The organism is Marinobacter salinexigens (genome assembly GCF_008370345.1).
In the GTDB taxonomy this organism is placed as follows: Bacteria; Pseudomonadota; Gammaproteobacteria; order Pseudomonadales; family Oleiphilaceae; genus Marinobacter; species Marinobacter salinexigens.
On record NZ_VTUU01000002.1, the window covers coordinates 267,511 to 282,059 of the forward strand.

The 14,549-nt window shown below is 54.7% G+C and carries 13 protein-coding genes; 11 read left to right on the top strand and 2 right to left on the bottom strand.

The features are described 5' to 3' along the window. Nucleotides 1-96: 96 nt before the first annotated feature. The 7 genes from acpP to putP all read left to right on the top strand — a co-directional run bounded on the left by acpP (nt 97) and on the right by putP (nt 6,850). Complete coding sequence (gene acpP / locus FWJ25_RS05735) at nt 97-330, top strand: acyl carrier protein (protein ID WP_008938713.1); 234 nt, start codon at nt 97-99, stop codon at nt 328-330. Between the two features lie 129 nt (nt 331-459). Continuing rightward, entirely contained in the window at nt 460-1,707 is a 1,248-nt protein-coding gene (gene fabF / locus FWJ25_RS05740) for a beta-ketoacyl-ACP synthase II (RefSeq protein WP_149599306.1), read from the top strand. A gap of 9 nt (nt 1,708-1,716) precedes the next feature. Continuing rightward, on the top strand, nt 1,717-2,535 hold the full coding sequence (locus tag FWJ25_RS05745) for an aminotransferase class IV (protein WP_149599307.1): 819 nt from the start codon (nt 1,717-1,719) through the stop codon (nt 2,533-2,535). Nucleotides 2,536-2,540: 5 nt separating this feature from the next. After that, complete coding sequence (gene mltG / locus FWJ25_RS05750; protein ID WP_246166666.1) at nt 2,541-3,599, top strand: endolytic transglycosylase MltG; 1,059 nt, start codon at nt 2,541-2,543, stop codon at nt 3,597-3,599. After that, nucleotides 3,599-4,234 carry a dTMP kinase gene (tmk, locus tag FWJ25_RS05755; RefSeq protein WP_149599309.1) on the top strand — a complete coding sequence of 212 codons (636 nt, stop codon included), beginning with the start codon at nt 3,599-3,601 and terminating at the stop codon, nt 4,232-4,234. Before mltG ends, tmk begins: the two co-directional genes overlap by 1 nt. A gap of 39 nt (nt 4,235-4,273) precedes the next feature. After that, nucleotides 4,274-5,053, top strand: a complete 780-nt coding sequence (locus FWJ25_RS05760; RefSeq protein WP_149599310.1) for an AraC family transcriptional regulator — start codon at nt 4,274-4,276, stop codon at nt 5,051-5,053. 306 nt (nt 5,054-5,359) lie between these two features. After that, complete coding sequence (gene putP / locus FWJ25_RS05765) at nt 5,360-6,850, top strand: sodium/proline symporter PutP (RefSeq protein WP_149599311.1); 1,491 nt, start codon at nt 5,360-5,362, stop codon at nt 6,848-6,850. Nucleotides 6,851-6,988: 138 nt separating this feature from the next. Here the strand turns inward: putP and FWJ25_RS05770 are convergent, their stop codons facing one another. Next, on the bottom strand, nt 6,989-9,583 hold the full coding sequence (locus FWJ25_RS05770; protein WP_149599619.1) for a bifunctional aconitate hydratase 2/2-methylisocitrate dehydratase: 2,595 nt from the start codon (nt 9,581-9,583) through the stop codon (nt 6,989-6,991). 269 nt (nt 9,584-9,852) lie between these two features. Between FWJ25_RS05770 and FWJ25_RS05775 the strand changes: the two genes are divergently transcribed. Continuing rightward, nucleotides 9,853-10,458: a MiaE family protein gene (locus FWJ25_RS05775; RefSeq protein WP_149599312.1), complete on the top strand. Its 606-nt coding sequence runs from the start codon at nt 9,853-9,855 to the stop codon at nt 10,456-10,458. Nucleotides 10,459-10,497: 39 nt separating this feature from the next. On the opposite strand, the gene FWJ25_RS05780 is transcribed toward FWJ25_RS05775, so the two are convergent. Further along, entirely contained in the window at nt 10,498-11,379 is an 882-nt protein-coding gene (locus FWJ25_RS05780) for a LysR substrate-binding domain-containing protein (protein WP_149599313.1), read from the bottom strand. A 159-nt stretch (nt 11,380-11,538) separates the two neighbouring features. Between FWJ25_RS05780 and FWJ25_RS05785 the strand changes: the two genes are divergently transcribed. The 3 genes from FWJ25_RS05785 (at nt 11,539) to FWJ25_RS05795 (ending at nt 14,509) form a co-directional block, all read left to right on the top strand. Next, nucleotides 11,539-12,309: a ferredoxin--NADP reductase gene (locus tag FWJ25_RS05785; protein WP_149599314.1), complete on the top strand. Its 771-nt coding sequence runs from the start codon at nt 11,539-11,541 to the stop codon at nt 12,307-12,309. Between the two features lie 88 nt (nt 12,310-12,397). Next, nucleotides 12,398-13,318 (top strand): hypothetical protein, encoded by a 921-nt coding sequence (locus tag FWJ25_RS05790; RefSeq protein WP_246166667.1) that lies wholly within the window; start codon nt 12,398-12,400, stop codon nt 13,316-13,318. A gap of 165 nt (nt 13,319-13,483) precedes the next feature. After that, nucleotides 13,484-14,509 carry an amino acid ABC transporter substrate-binding protein gene (locus tag FWJ25_RS05795; protein WP_149599315.1) on the top strand — a complete coding sequence of 342 codons (1,026 nt, stop codon included), beginning with the start codon at nt 13,484-13,486 and terminating at the stop codon, nt 14,507-14,509. Nucleotides 14,510-14,549 lie beyond the last annotated feature (40 nt).

Sequence of the window (14,549 nt, forward strand, 5' to 3'; positions counted from 1 at the left end):
AACATGTTTAACCGAATCCCTGCTTGTTTGCAGGTAGGGTTTAATCTAAACTGGCAGCACTTGAGTTGCTTGGTTGATACATAAAGTGAGGACATTATGAGTACAGTTGAAGAGCGCGTTAAGAAGATTGTTTGCGAACAGTTGGGCGTTAAAGAGTCCGAAGTTCAGAACACATCTTCTTTTGTAGAGGATCTTGGCGCTGACTCACTGGACACCGTCGAGCTGGTAATGGCACTGGAAGAGGAATTTGAAACTGAAATTCCTGATGAAGAGGCCGAAAAGCTGGGCACCGTTCAGGACGCAATCGACTACATCGTCGCGCACACCTGATACTCTGCATTTCAAGAAGCCAGGCGAAGCCGTCCTTGTTGTAAAATAAAGGACGGCTTTTTTATTGCCTGGAAAACAGGTTCAATCGGCGATAGCAATCACACGGATTAAGATCAGGTGAACGAAGTTATGGGTAAGCGAAGAGTCGTCATCACGGGTATGGGCATGCTCTCCCCTCTTGGGAATGATGTGAAAAGCACCTGGGAAGGCATTCAGGCTGGACGTAGCGGAATCGGAATGATTGATCGCTTCGATGCGACGGACTACAACACCCGCATTGGTGGTGCTATCAAGGATCTTGATCTTGATGCGTGGCTCTCATCAAAAGAAGCCCGAAAGCTCGATGCGTTTATTCATTATGGCCTGATCGCGGCTCAGCAGGCCGTCGATGATAGCGGGCTGGACGATTATGATGGCCTGGACAAAGAGCGGGTAGGCGTTGCCATCGGCTCTGGAATTGGTGGTCTCGAATACATCGAGAAAACGGTTCTGACCATGGATAAGTCTGGCCCGCGTAAGGTTTCTCCATTCTTTGTGCCGGCCTCCGTGATCAATATGATTTCCGGCAATGCGGCGATTCGATTTGGTTTCAAGGGACCGAATATTGCCATTGTTACGGCTTGCACAACCGGAACCCACAACATTGGCTATGCTGCCCGCACTATCGCTTACGGTGATGCGGATGTGATGCTCGCAGGTGGCTCGGAAATGGCCACTACACGAACCGGTGTGGCTGCTTTCTCCGCTGCGCGGGCGCTCTCTACCCGTAATGATGAGCCAGAAAAAGCGAGCCGTCCCTGGGATAAGGATCGCGATGGTTTTGTTCTTAGTGACGGCGCCGGAGTTGTCGTGCTGGAGGAACTGGAGCATGCGAAGGCCCGTGGCGCCACGATCTATGGTGAGGTGATTGGCTTCGGGATGAGTGATGACGCCCATCACATCACGGCCCCCCCGGAAAGTGGCGAAGGCGCGGCACGTTCCATGGTTAATGCTATCCGCGATGCCGGTATCAGTCCGGACGAAGTGGACTACATCAATGCTCATGGGACGTCTACCCAGGTCGGTGATGTAGCTGAAGTGGCCGCGGTACGAAGTGTTTTTGGTGACCACGCAGACAAACTTGCGATGAGTAGTACCAAATCCATGACCGGCCATCTGCTGGGCGCGGCCGGTGCGGTTGAGGGGATCTTCTCGGTGTTGGCACTCCGTGATGGAATTCTGCCGCCGACCATCAACCTCGAAAACGCCGATGAGGGGTGCGACCTTGATTTTGTGCCAAATAAGGCGCGCAAATCCGATGTTCGCGTCGCGCTTTCCAACTCATTCGGGTTTGGTGGCACTAACGGTACACTGATCTTCCGACGCTTCGACGCCTGACGGACAGGTATGGTTAACCTGTTCTGGGCCGATGAGAGTGGTCTTCCTGTTAATGACCGGGGGCTGGCATACGGCGACGGTTTGTTTGAGACGATCCGGATGCAGGGGCGAAAGAGTGTTCTTTTGCCCCGGCACCTCGATCGAATGGTGCGTGACGCCCGGCGCCTGGGAATAGCGGTTTCTCTCAAAGAGCTGGACGCTGTTGCCAGGCAGGCCGCTGAGCGCTGGGGCAGTGACGATCCTTCCAAAGGATGGGTTCTGAAGCTGACGCTCACCCGCGGCGCAGGTGGCCGGGGATACCGTCCTGATGCGGGAATGACTCCGAACTTGTTGGTGGCCTGCGGGCCTGTGCCGCCTGCGACTGCCGATGAAGGGGTGGTGGCGGATTTTTCCAGTGTAACCTTATCCGTGAATCCGCTTCTTTCCGGTATCAAATCTCTTAATCGCCTGGAGCAGGTTATGGCGTCCCGGGAGTTGGATGGGGCGGTCTTTGAGCTGATTATGTCGAATCCCGCCGGACATCTGGTTGAAGGGACCCGGACCAATCTACTCGTGAAGTCCTGTGACGGCTGGCTTACACCACCCGCCCGGGATCTGGCAGTTTCAGGCATTATGCGACAGTGGGTGCTGGAACGCCTGCGGCAGCAAGGTGAAGTTGTTCAGGAACGACCAGTGGAAGTCGGGGATGTGCTCTCGGAATTCTGCCTCGGGGTTTACCTGTTGAACAGTGTGTTGGGTGTGGTGCCGGTTCGTAACCTGGCAGGGCGTAATTTGCCTGTCGATGGTGGACTTGCGACAATCTGCAATCCTTTCGAACTATTGGAATAATTCGTTTGTTCAAGAAGTTGATGATTATAGCGCTTTGCGCTCTGGTACTGATCATTGCCGGATCCGGTCTCTGGGTGTGGCAAGGAATGCAAACGCTGGATCGCCCCATCACGCTCGAAGAACCCTTGTTGTTCGATGTTCCCAGCGGTTCGGCTTTCAGTCAGATTGCCAGAAAGCTTGAGAGCGAAGGCCTGGTGGCGGACAGTTTGTGGTTGCGCCTCTATGGCAGGCTGTATCCTGAACAGGCCCGGATCAAAGCGGGTGAGTACGAGTTTTCAGACGGTATGACCCCGAAAGCCATGGTTGAAGCAATGGTTGCGGGCGATACCAAACATTGGTCCATCCAGTTCATTGAAGGCTGGACGTTTCGGGAGATGCGGGCAGCTCTTGCCCAGAGCCCGCGCCTGAGTCAGGAAACGGCGGACTGGACCGATGAAGAGATCATGAAATCCCTGGGGGCGGAGGGTGAACACCCTGAAGGGCGCTTCTTCCCGGATACCTACCTGTTTGTCAGCAGTGAAACAGATCTGGACCTTATTCGTCGCGCTTATCAGAAGATGTCCGACGTGTTGGCCGAAGAGTGGGCTGGTCGGGAAGAAGGGCTCCCATACGACACCCCTTACGAGGCCCTGATCATGGCTTCCATTGTTGAGCGGGAGACGGGTGCCCCTCACGAACGCGAGCAGGTTGCCGGGGTGTTTGTTCGCCGTCTTGAGAAGGGGATGCGGCTGCAGACGGATCCTACGGTTATCTATGGCATGGGCGATAAATACAAGGGGCGCATCGGTAGCCGCGATTTACGGACTTACACCCCCTACAACACCTATCGTATCAATGGACTTCCGCCTACACCGATTGCATTGCCGGGGCGTGAAGCCATTCACGCGGCATTGAATCCCGATGACGGGGAGGCACTGTATTTCGTCGCCCGGGGCGACGGTACGCACAAGTTTTCACGGACCCTCAGAGAGCACCAGAAGGCCGTGCGTGAATTTCAGCTGAATCGGCGTGACGACTATCGTTCGTCTCCCTCCAGTAAAGAGCAAGCGGATGGTGGGTCCTGATGGCGAGTCGTGGACAGTTTATTACCTTTGAAGGTACCGAGGGCGTTGGTAAATCGACCCAGTTGGTGAATGCTGCAGAGACTCTCAAATCCCTGGGTGTTGATTTTATCGTCACCAGGGAACCGGGCGGGACGCCCATGGCGGAGGCAATTCGGGAGTTGTTGCTAGCCCCCAGGGATGAACCCGTCAATGATATTACCGAGTTGCTACTAATGTTCGCTGCCCGGGCGCAACATCTGCATACCCGGATTATACCGACACTCGAACAGGGTACCTGGGTGCTTTGTGACCGCTTTACAGATGCGACCTTCGCCTATCAGGGCGGCGGCCGGGGCGTACCTGAGGGCCGGATTGCTTTGCTGGAACAGCTGGTGCAGGGCGACGTTCGCCCGGATCATATCATCCTGCTTGATGCTCCGGTGGAAACGGGCATGGCCAGGGCTCGTCAAAGGGGCGAGCTGGATCGCTTCGAGCAGGAAGCGGTGTCATTCTTCCAGCGTATTCGGGATACCTACCTGAGTCGGGCGGAGGCGGATCAGCAGCGTTACAGTATCGTTGATGCTGCAGCGCCTCTTGAGCAGGTAAACGAAAATGTGCGGGACCTGATGTGCAAGTTTCACTCAGATCTGCTTTAATTGAGTAACGTTCTCACTTAAAAGGCACTGTTTCAGGTTATGCTGGACGCCCGGTTACTCAAATTGCCGATAGCATCCCATCAGCATCGCCATGAACACCACCAGATCGTGGTTGGGGTTCAGGGTAATGCTGACCTGAGTGTTGATGGCACTGGTTCCCGCCTGGACACCTGGAGAGCGTGTCTGGTCCCCACTGAAGCCCGTCATGACTACTGTGGGGATAACCAGAATCATGTTCTGGTTATTAATCTGGACCCCTATTTTCCCGCCATCAACGCACCGGCTCACGCCGACTACGAACGCCTCGCGCCACTGTTCGAAAAGCCCCATACCCTTGAAATGGATAGCAAATTGCAGGGATTAGTGCAGTTTGCAGCGGGTGAGTTTGATCGGGCACCGGACAATGACGGGCTAAAACGTCACCTGGCAGCGAGTATTCTTCACTGTATGGCTGAACGTATGAATCATCGTCGCCGGGAATCCGGCACCCGGAATACCCTGAGCCCTGATGTCGTTCGCCGATATGTTATGGAAAATTTGCATCGAAAGATCAGTGTTCGGGACCTCGCAGGCGTTGCTTGCCTCAGTGTCAGCCGGTTTCATGAGTTGTTTCGTGATCTCACCGGACTGACCCCCCATCAATTTCTACTGCAGACCCGGCTGGACCATGCTGCCGAGCTGCTGGTTTCCACATCATTATCTGTATCGGAAGTCAGTTTCCGGACGGGCTTCTCATCACAGGGTGCGCTGACCAACGCACTAAAAAAGCACAAGGGAATTACACCTACGAAGTTACGATTTGGTGAAAAAGTAGCCTGAATTTTAGAGTTATCAGGCCTTTTCGGACGAATTTATAAAAAAATCGTAGGATTTTGTAAGTGTGGTGTTAGTAGTAATACTAAGTTAACAGGGCTGGAGGCCCGTCCAAGCGTATTAGCTCAAGGCCGCTGTTTCAGTCCCCTTTGCCCTTTTGTGGGGCAGGGCTGGTCCCAGTTTCAGGCCTTGCTCCAGTCACCATGGAGTTCGGGTAAAAAAGAATAAGGGTGCAGCTTTCCGGCAGCGTCGGGCGTTGCACTCACATCCAGGATTGATGAAATCCGGCTCGCTTAACAGGAGAACCTTCTTATGGCCATTGGTGTGTGGGTCAGTCTATTTGCTTATTTTGCGCTGATGATTGCCATCGGCGTCTACGCGATGCGTAGAGCGACGTCTTCCTCGGAAGACTACATGTTGGGCGGTCGTGCGCTCAGTCCCAAGGTGGCTGCTCTCTCTGCTGGCGCCTCAGATATGAGTGGTTGGCTGCTTCTTGGGCTTCCCGGGGCGCTATATGTAACCGGCCTGGCGTCTGCCTGGATCGGCATTGGGCTCTTCGTTGGTGCTTTCTTTAACTGGCTCCTGGTCGCTCCGCGTCTGAGGGAACAGACAGTTCACTATGGCAATGCCATTACCATTCCATCCTTCCTCGCCAACCGTTTTCCGACCCAGGCGCTGTCACTGCGGACTGTTTCCGCTGTCGTTATCGTTATTTTCTTTGCTGTGTACACAGCCTCTGGCCTGGTTGCGGGCGGTAAGCTGTTTGAAAGCGCGTTCTCCGGGATCTTCAATTTTGGTGGCTTGAGTGATTACGCAGTGGGTATCGTTATCACTCTGGGCGTTGTTCTCGCCTACACCGTTGTAGGTGGCTTCCTCGCGGTGAGCATGACTGACTTCGTTCAGGGTTGCATCATGATGCTCGCGTTGGTCATCATGCCCGCGGTGGTGCTGTTTGGCGAAGGTGGCGGCGGCTTCGCCCAGGCTTCCGAGACTCTGAATTCCGTTGATCCCACGCTGCTTTCCTGGACGGAAGGTCTGACCTTTATTGGTTGGTTGTCAGCGGTTACCTGGGGTCTGGGTTACTTCGGTCAGCCTCACATTATTGTCCGATTCATGGCGATCCGTACGGTTGAAGACGTGCCAACAGCTCGTAATATCGGTATGGGTTGGATGGGTATTTCCCTGATTGGTGCGATTTCTCTGGGTGTGTTTGGCCGCGCCTACGCTGTGCGTAACGGTATGGACATCGCTGATCCGGAAACCATCTTCATCATCCTGTCTGACCTGCTGTTCCACCCGCTGATTACCGGTTTCCTCTATGCTGCGCTTCTGGCTGCCGTGATGAGTACTATCTCCAGTCAGTTGCTTGTGTCGTCCTCATCGCTGACCGAGGACTTCTATCGTCTGTTCCTGCGCAAGGAGGCCAGTGATAAAGAATGCGTGAACGTTGGTCGCGTGTGTGTTGTGCTGGTTGGCCTGGTTGCTGCGGTGATCGCGTCTGACCCGAACTCACAGGTACTGTCTCTGGTGGCACACGCCTGGGCTGGATTTGGTGCGGCATTTGGTCCGCTGATTATCCTGTCTCTGATGTGGCGTCGTACCAACGGTGCAGGCGCTATCGCCGGCATGGTGGTTGGTGCAGCGACCGTTATGATCTGGACTTCCCTGGGCTGGAGTGGTGAGTTTATGGGTGGCCCGGGTGTCTATGAGATTATTCCTGGCTTTATTCTGTCCTGGATTGCAATCATGGTTGTCAGCCTCGCGACCCGTGATGCTGGAGAGTACCAGCATATTCACCGGTAAGTCCCTGCGTCTTTGACGTTGTCAGTATTGAAGAGGGCTCCTGCGGGGGCCCTTTTTTTGTCTCAACGGATATTCGGGCATAAAAAAACGCCAGCCCGTGGGCTGGCGTTTCCTGAAGATCACCTTTCAGGTGGAAGCTTATTCAACAGAAGCTTCAGCGGCCTTCTTGGTATAGTCTTCCATCTGGTCGAAGTTGAGATACTTGTAGATCTCTTTCGACATGCTGTTCAGATCCTTGGCGTACTCCATGTACTCCGCAGGTGAAGGCAGTTTGCCCAGCACCGCGCCGACAGCAGCCAGTTCCGCAGAGGTCAGGTACACGTTGGCGCCATCACCCAGACGGTTCGGGAAGTTACGGGTAGAAGTGGACAGAACGGTAGACTTCGGAGCCACACGTGCCTGGTTACCCATGCACAGGGAGCAGCCCGGCATCTCGGTGCGAACACCGGCTGTGCCGTAGGTGTTGAAGTAACCTTCTTCCATCAGCTGTGCCTGGTCCATCTTGGTCGGCGGAGACATCCACAGACGAGTGCTCAGAGGGCCCTTGTGCTGTTCCAGAAGCTTGCCAGCGGCACGGAAGTGACCGATGTTGGTCATGCAGGAACCGATGAACACTTCGTCAACCTTGTCGCCAGCGACTTCAGACAGGAACTTGGCATCGTCCGGATCGTTCGGGCAGCAAACGATCGGCTCTTTGATGTCAGCCAGATCGATTTCGATGACGTGAGCGTATTCAGCGTCCTTGTCGGCACGCATCAGGCTCGGGTTCGCCAGCCATTCTTCCATGGCTTTGGCGCGACGCTCCAGGGTACGCGGATCGCCGTAACCTTCAGCAATCATCCAGCGCAGCATGGTGATGTTGGAACGCAGGTACTCAGCAACAGAGTCTTCAGACAGGTTGATGGTACAGCCGGCAGCGGAACGCTCAGCGGAAGCGTCAGACAGTTCGAACGCCTGCTCAACGGTCAGTTGCTCCAGACCTTCGATCTCCAGGATGCGGCCGGAGAATTCGTTGATCTTGCCTTTCTTCTCAACAGTCAGGATGCCTTGCTTGATGCCGTACAGCGGAATGGCGTGTACCAGATCACGCAGAGTGATGCCCGGCTGCATTTCGCCTTTGAAGCGAACCAGAACGGACTCAGGCATATCCAGCGGCATTACGCCGGTAGCGGCTGCGAAAGCAACCAGACCGGAACCAGCCGGGAAGGAGATACCCATCGGGAAACGGGTGTGGGAGTCACCACCGGTACCGACGGTGTCTGGCAGGAGCATGCGGTTCAGCCATGAGTGGATGATGCCGTCACCAGGACGCAGGGCAACACCGCCACGAGTCTGGATGAAGTCCGGCATGGTATGCTGCATCTCAACGTCTACCGGCTTCGGATAAGCCGCAGTGTGACAGAAAGACTGCATAACCAGGTCAGCCTGGAAGCCCAGACACGCCAGGTCTTTCAGTTCGTCACGGGTCATCGGGCCAGTGGTGTCCTGAGAGCCAACGGTGGTCATCTTCGGCTCGCAGTAGGTGCCAGGACGAACGCCTTTGCCTTCTTCCAGACCGCAGGCCTTGCCAACCATCTTCTGGGCCAGTGAGAAGCCTTTGGTACCAGCTTCCGGGTCAACCGGCAGACGGAAGGTGTCGGTAGCGCCCAGACCCAGAACTTCGCGGGCCTTGTTGGTCAGACCACGACCAATGATCAGCGGGATACGACCGCCGGCCTGAACTTCGTCCAGGATGACGTCGGATTTGAAGCCAAACTCTGAGATCACTTCACCGGCTTCGTTCAGGATCTTGCCATCATAAGGGCGAATCTCAATGACGTCGCCCATGTTCATATCGTCGACAGGAGCTTCAAATACCAGGGCGCCGGCATCTTCCATGGTGTTGAAGAAGATCGGGGCAACCTTGTTACCGATACAGACACCGCCGGCGCGCTTGTTCGGTACGCCAGGCATGTCTTCACCGAAGTACCACAGCACGGAGTTGGTGCCGGACTTACGGGAAGAACCGGTACCGACAACGTCACCAACAAAGGCAACAGGCAGGCCTTTGGACTGGATGTCTTCGATCTGCTTGAGTGGACCAGTTACGCCGGGCTCTTCCGGGTTCAGGCCGTCGCGCTCCATTTTGTACATGGCGCGGGCGTGCAGCGGGATGTCCGGACGGGACCAGGCATCGGGGGCTGGCGAAAGGTCGTCAGTGTTGGTTTCGCCAGTCACCTTGAACACGACCATCTTCATGCTCTCGGGTACGGCTTTCTTGCCAGTGAACCACTCGGCGTTGGCCCAGGATTCCATGATGCTCTTGGCGACAGCGTTGCCGGCGTCCATTTTTTCCTTCACGTCGTTGAAGGCGTCGAACATCAGCAGGGTTTTTTTCAGCTGCTCGCCGGCCAGTTCGGCCAGGTCAGCGTTGTCCAGAAGCTCAACCAGAGTGGCGATGTTATAGCCACCCTGCATCATGCCCAGCAGCTGGACTGCTTTGCTCTTGTCAATCAGCGGGGAAGACGCTTCGTCTTTAACGATAGCGGTCAGGAAAGCGGCTTTCACGTAGGCGGCTTCATCCACGCCAGGCGGAATACGGTTTTCCAGGAGGTAAACGAGTGTTTCTTCTTCACCGGCCGGCGGGTTTTTCAGCAGCTCAACCAGGGCTGCGGTCTGCTCGGCGTTCAGCGGCTTGGGAGGAATACCCAGAGCTTCACGTTCTTTAACGTGTTCACGATAGGCTTCTAACACGATATGGACCCTCATCAGTTGGAATTTTCCGCGCCGATGGCGTCATGCCTGGCGGGTGTTTTACGGCAAAAGGCCACGGGAGCCTCTGAATAACGCCTCAAATCGCCGCCGGTGATAACAGGTTTTATTCAGAGACACCCTGATCTGGCGCTGCATTCTATAGGAAACCCCTTATAAAGTTAAGTTGGACAGTGGTCTGATGCTTCTGTTATGGCAGTGCTTGAGTGCGATATACTCCCGCGCTCCATTGAATCACCCCGTATGCCAACATGAATGACGCCCTGCAAGAGATCCGAAATTTTTTACCTTGCCGCACGCCCCGGCAGTGGATAGATAATGCCTTGGCCAATCAGGATCTGATGCTGATCGACCATGCCCATTGTGAAAAGAAGGCAGCATCAACCGCGCTGAGTCTGATGTATCGCTATGTCGATAATACCGATCTTCTGAACAAAATGTCCCGGCTGGCCCGTGAGGAATTGCGGCATTTTGAGCAGGTGTTGGCCATTATGAAAAAGCGTGGTGTGGAATACGGCCATCTGAGCCCCGCCCGGTATGCAGCCGGGCTGCGGGAGGAAGTTCGCAAGGACGATCCGGGCCGCCTTGTTGATGTTTTGATTGTCGGCGCGATTATTGAAGCTCGGTCCTGCGAGCGATTTGCCGAACTTGCCCCGTATCTGGATGATCGACTGGCTGACTTCTACAACAGTCTGCTCAAATCAGAGGCGCGTCACTATCAGGACTACCTGGCGCTGGCTGAACAGGCCAATGGAGGCCCTGTGGATGAGAGAGTTGCGGAGTTTCTGGCCATAGAACGGCGCCTCATTGAAGAGCCTGATTCGGAATTCCGGTTCCACAGCGGCCCGATCCAGTAATCTGCAGATAACGGCCTTGGTGGTGCTGCAACCGGGTTCTTAAAGTTCCCGGCAAAGCGCCATCCAGGCATCGATGCCAGCGCTGCGGTATTTCTGCTTGTGCAGGATAAAGTAGAACTGGCGGTCGAATCGCCTGTGGTCTGGAACCCTCAGAGGAACCAGGCTTCCGCGCCTGAAGGCATCTGCCAGAACCACCTCGGACAAACACCCGATGCCGAGATTTGCTTCTACGGCGCGTTTGATTGCTTCAGTGTGTTCCAGTTCGAGCAGCACATTCAGGTCAGGGAGCAAACCGTGCATCCCTCTTTCAAAACTCTGGCGGGTACCTGACCCCTGTTCCCGCATGATCCAGGTGGCCGCCCTGAGGTCGTCATCCGTCAGGCTCTGTTTGCGGGCATAGGGGTGGTCTGGTGAACAGAACACCACCAGTTCATCCCCGCGCCATGGCAAAACCTCCAGCTCTGAGGATTGCAGTTCGCCCTCAATCAATCCGATATCAAGTTCGAAGTCCCGGACCCGCCGGGCAATGGTGCTGGTGTTGGCAACCTCCAGCGATACCCGGGGGTGGGTAGGGGTATTCATGTATTGGGCCATAACCCCGACGGCCAGATAGTTACCGATAGTGAGTGTTGCCCCGACTTTCAAAGCTCCGACCTCGGTATGTTTGCTGAAGGCCTGTTCGAGTTCATTGGCCTGGGCCAGAACGGCTTCCACTTTAGGGCGGTAGAGGCGTCCTAATTCGTTCAGTTGCAATCGTTTGCCAACCCGGTCGAACAGCTGGATGTCAAACTGGTTTTCCAGTTCTTTCAGTGCGCTACTGGCGGCAGACTGTGACATCGCCAGGGATTCGGCGGCGCGGGTTATGTTCTGGAAATGTGCCGCGGCGAGGAAGACTTCCAGTTGCCGGAAACTGTATTTCATGTCGGAACGCTCTATATCGATTTAGTCGAATAAGGTTATGAAAATATCCCGTTTTCCCGATAGGTTAGTGTCGGGATACAATGAACGCAATTCAAACTTGAACTTTAGCCGCTGTCATTAGTGTAGCGTGCGCCGCATGGGTAAGAGGTCTACCGACAAATGAGCAATCTTATTAAAGAAACCGTCACCAGCGTTCACCACTGGAATGATACCCTGTTCAGCTTCAAGACCAGCCGTGACCCCGGCCTGCGATTCAAGAACGGACACTTTGTGATGATCGGTCTGGAGACTGATGGCAAACCGTTGATGCGGGCGTACAGCATTGCCAGTGCGAACTACGAAGAAGAGCTTGAATTCTTCTCTATTAAAGTACAGGACGGCCCGCTGACATCCAGACTGCAAAAGATCCAGCCGGGTGATGAAATTCTGGTGAGCCGGAAACCTACTGGAACCCTCATTCTGGACAACCTTCTGCCCGGCAAGAATCTCTGGCTGATCAGCACCGGAACAGGGCTGGCTCCTTTTATGAGCATCATTAAGGACCCGGAAGTATACGAGGCATTCGACAAAGTCATTCTGACCCACGGCGTTCGCTACGTATCTGAGCTGGCATATCAGAAAGATATCGAAGCGCTCCCTGAAAATGAATTCTTCGGCGAAATGGTTCAGGGCAAACTGCTGTACTACCCGACGGTAACGCGGGAAGAATTCCGCAACCAGGGGCGCCTAACGGATGCAATGGAAACCGGAAAGATCACAACTGATCTCGGATTGCCGAAGTTTGATGTTGAAAATGATCGTTTCATGATCTGTGGTAGCCCGAGCATGCTCAAGGATACCTGCGCGATCCTGGACAATATGGGCTTCAGGGAAGCGCGTGGTGGAGATATGGGACACTACGTGATCGAACGGGCTTTTGTTGAGCAGTAAACCAGTACATCACGCTGGCATATCGTTCCATCATCGCTCGCTGTTATGATCCGGCACTATCTGGCCTGGATCATGGGAGAGGTGAGCGGTGGTGACAAGCGCCCTGATGAAGAGTGCCCTGGTGAAGAGTGCCCTGCTGAAGAATGGCCTGGTGATACTGATGTTCTGTTTGGCTGCGCTCCTTGCAGGATGTGAGGGGGGCAGCGATGAAGTACCGACGGCTGCCGCGAAACTGGACCGGGACATCGAACTGATCCTTCAGCCTGCCGAGTTGGATTGGGTGGGGCAGAAGATCTTTCAGAATGAATGCGCTGGTCAGTTTGAATGTCTTGTGCACTGGAATGTAGGCGAAGCATTTCCCTCCCTCGGCATCGGCCATTTCATCTGGTATCCGGAAGGTGTGAATGGAAAGTTCACGGAAAGCTTTCCGGATCTTGTCCAATACATGATTCAGCGGAAAGCATCTGTCCCGGGTTGGCTTCAAAGCCTGGATCCTCTGGATGCGCCCTGGCCAGACCGGTCGTCGTTTCTTGAACTTGAGAATTCAGACCGTGTGGCAGAGTTTCGGGAGTTCCTTGCGGAAACTCAGGGTGTTCAGGCCAGGTTTATGTTCCAGAGAGCCGGGGGTTCACTGGCCAACATTATTGCCGCAGTCCCGGAGGGTGAGGTCAGGGACGCTGTCATTGGCCATCTGCGAGCGCTTGCTTCTACCCCGGGCGGTGTCTATGCCCTGGTGGACTACGTCAATTTCAAGGGGGAAGGACTTTCCGAAAGCGAACGCTATAAAGGGCAGGGCTGGGGGCTGCGCCAGGTGTTGGTCGAGATGGATTCGGTGGACGACCATCCGGCTCTGGATCGTTTCAGGGAAGCCGCAGGCAGGGTGCTCACCCGGCGGGCGCAAAATGCTGACAATGAAATAGAGCGAACCCGCTGGCTGGCTGGCTGGATGAAGCGGCTGGAGACGTACAGGGAGCCAGACAATCTTTTGGTGCATCCTGTCGGTGGTTAGGCACAATTGCTGTGCATGTTCAGGACTCTCATTTCATATATTCTTTTATTTTGTTCTTATGCTTTACATTCCCCTTTTTTAAATCAATAGGTTGTGGGCTTTGGCTCGCAACTTGCTCAACTGCCTTCTCAGCGGATAAACCAATCGACGTTTGGAGATATCAGGATGAGAAAGGCGAAATCTATTGCTCTGGGTGTAGCGTTGGCGTTAGGAGCCACTGTGGCGTCAGGTGTTATGGCCGCCACCACACTTGAAAATGTCATGGAGAAAGGACGTCTGCAGTGTGGCGTAACCACGGGCCTTCCGGGCTTCTCTCAGCCGGACGAAAAAGGCAACTGGACAGGGATTGATGTAGATACCTGTCGCGCAATGGCCGCCGCCATTTTTGGTGACCCTAAAGCTGTTGACTTTACACCGCTGACAGCCAAAGAGCGTTTTACTGCACTGCAGTCAGGTGAGATTGACGTGCTGTCCAGAAATACCACGTGGACTCTTACCCGGGACGTATCGCTGGGCCTCAATTTCGCCGGTGTGAATTACTACGATGGGCAGGGCTTTCTCGTAAGCAAAGATATCGGTGTAAACGACGCGGCTGAGCTCGATGGTGCGACTGTCTGTATTCAGGCCGGTACAACCACTGAATTGAATCTCGCAGATTATTTCCGCGCCAAAAGCATGGAGTTCAAGCCTATTGTATTTGATACATCTGAACAGACTGTGCAGGGTTTTGCCGCCGGTCGTTGCGACGTACTGACTTCGGATCGCTCCCAGTTGGCAGCATTGCGTTCCAAACTGGCTGACCCCAGCTCGGCAAAAATTCTGCCCAATACCATTTCCAAAGAGCCGCTGGGGCCGGTCGTCCGCCAGGGGGATGATCAGTGGTTCAATATCGTAAAGTGGGTGCTGTCTGTACAGATCAACGCGGAAGAACTGGGCGTTACCAGTTCGAATGCCGACGATATGCTCAAGTCTGATAATCCGAGCATTCAGCGCCTCCTGGGTACAGACGGGGACATGGGTGCGAAGCTTGGTCTTCCAGCGGACTTCGGATACAAAGTTGTGTCTCTGGTGGGTAATTACGGTGAGATCTACGATCGAAACGTCGGCCCTGACACCCCTCTTGGCCTCGACCGGGGCATCAATGCTCTCTGGAACGACGGCGGCATCCTCTACGCTCCTCCCGTCCGCTAATACCTGAAAAGCACGCAGCGTGACCTGTCGATCTGGCGGG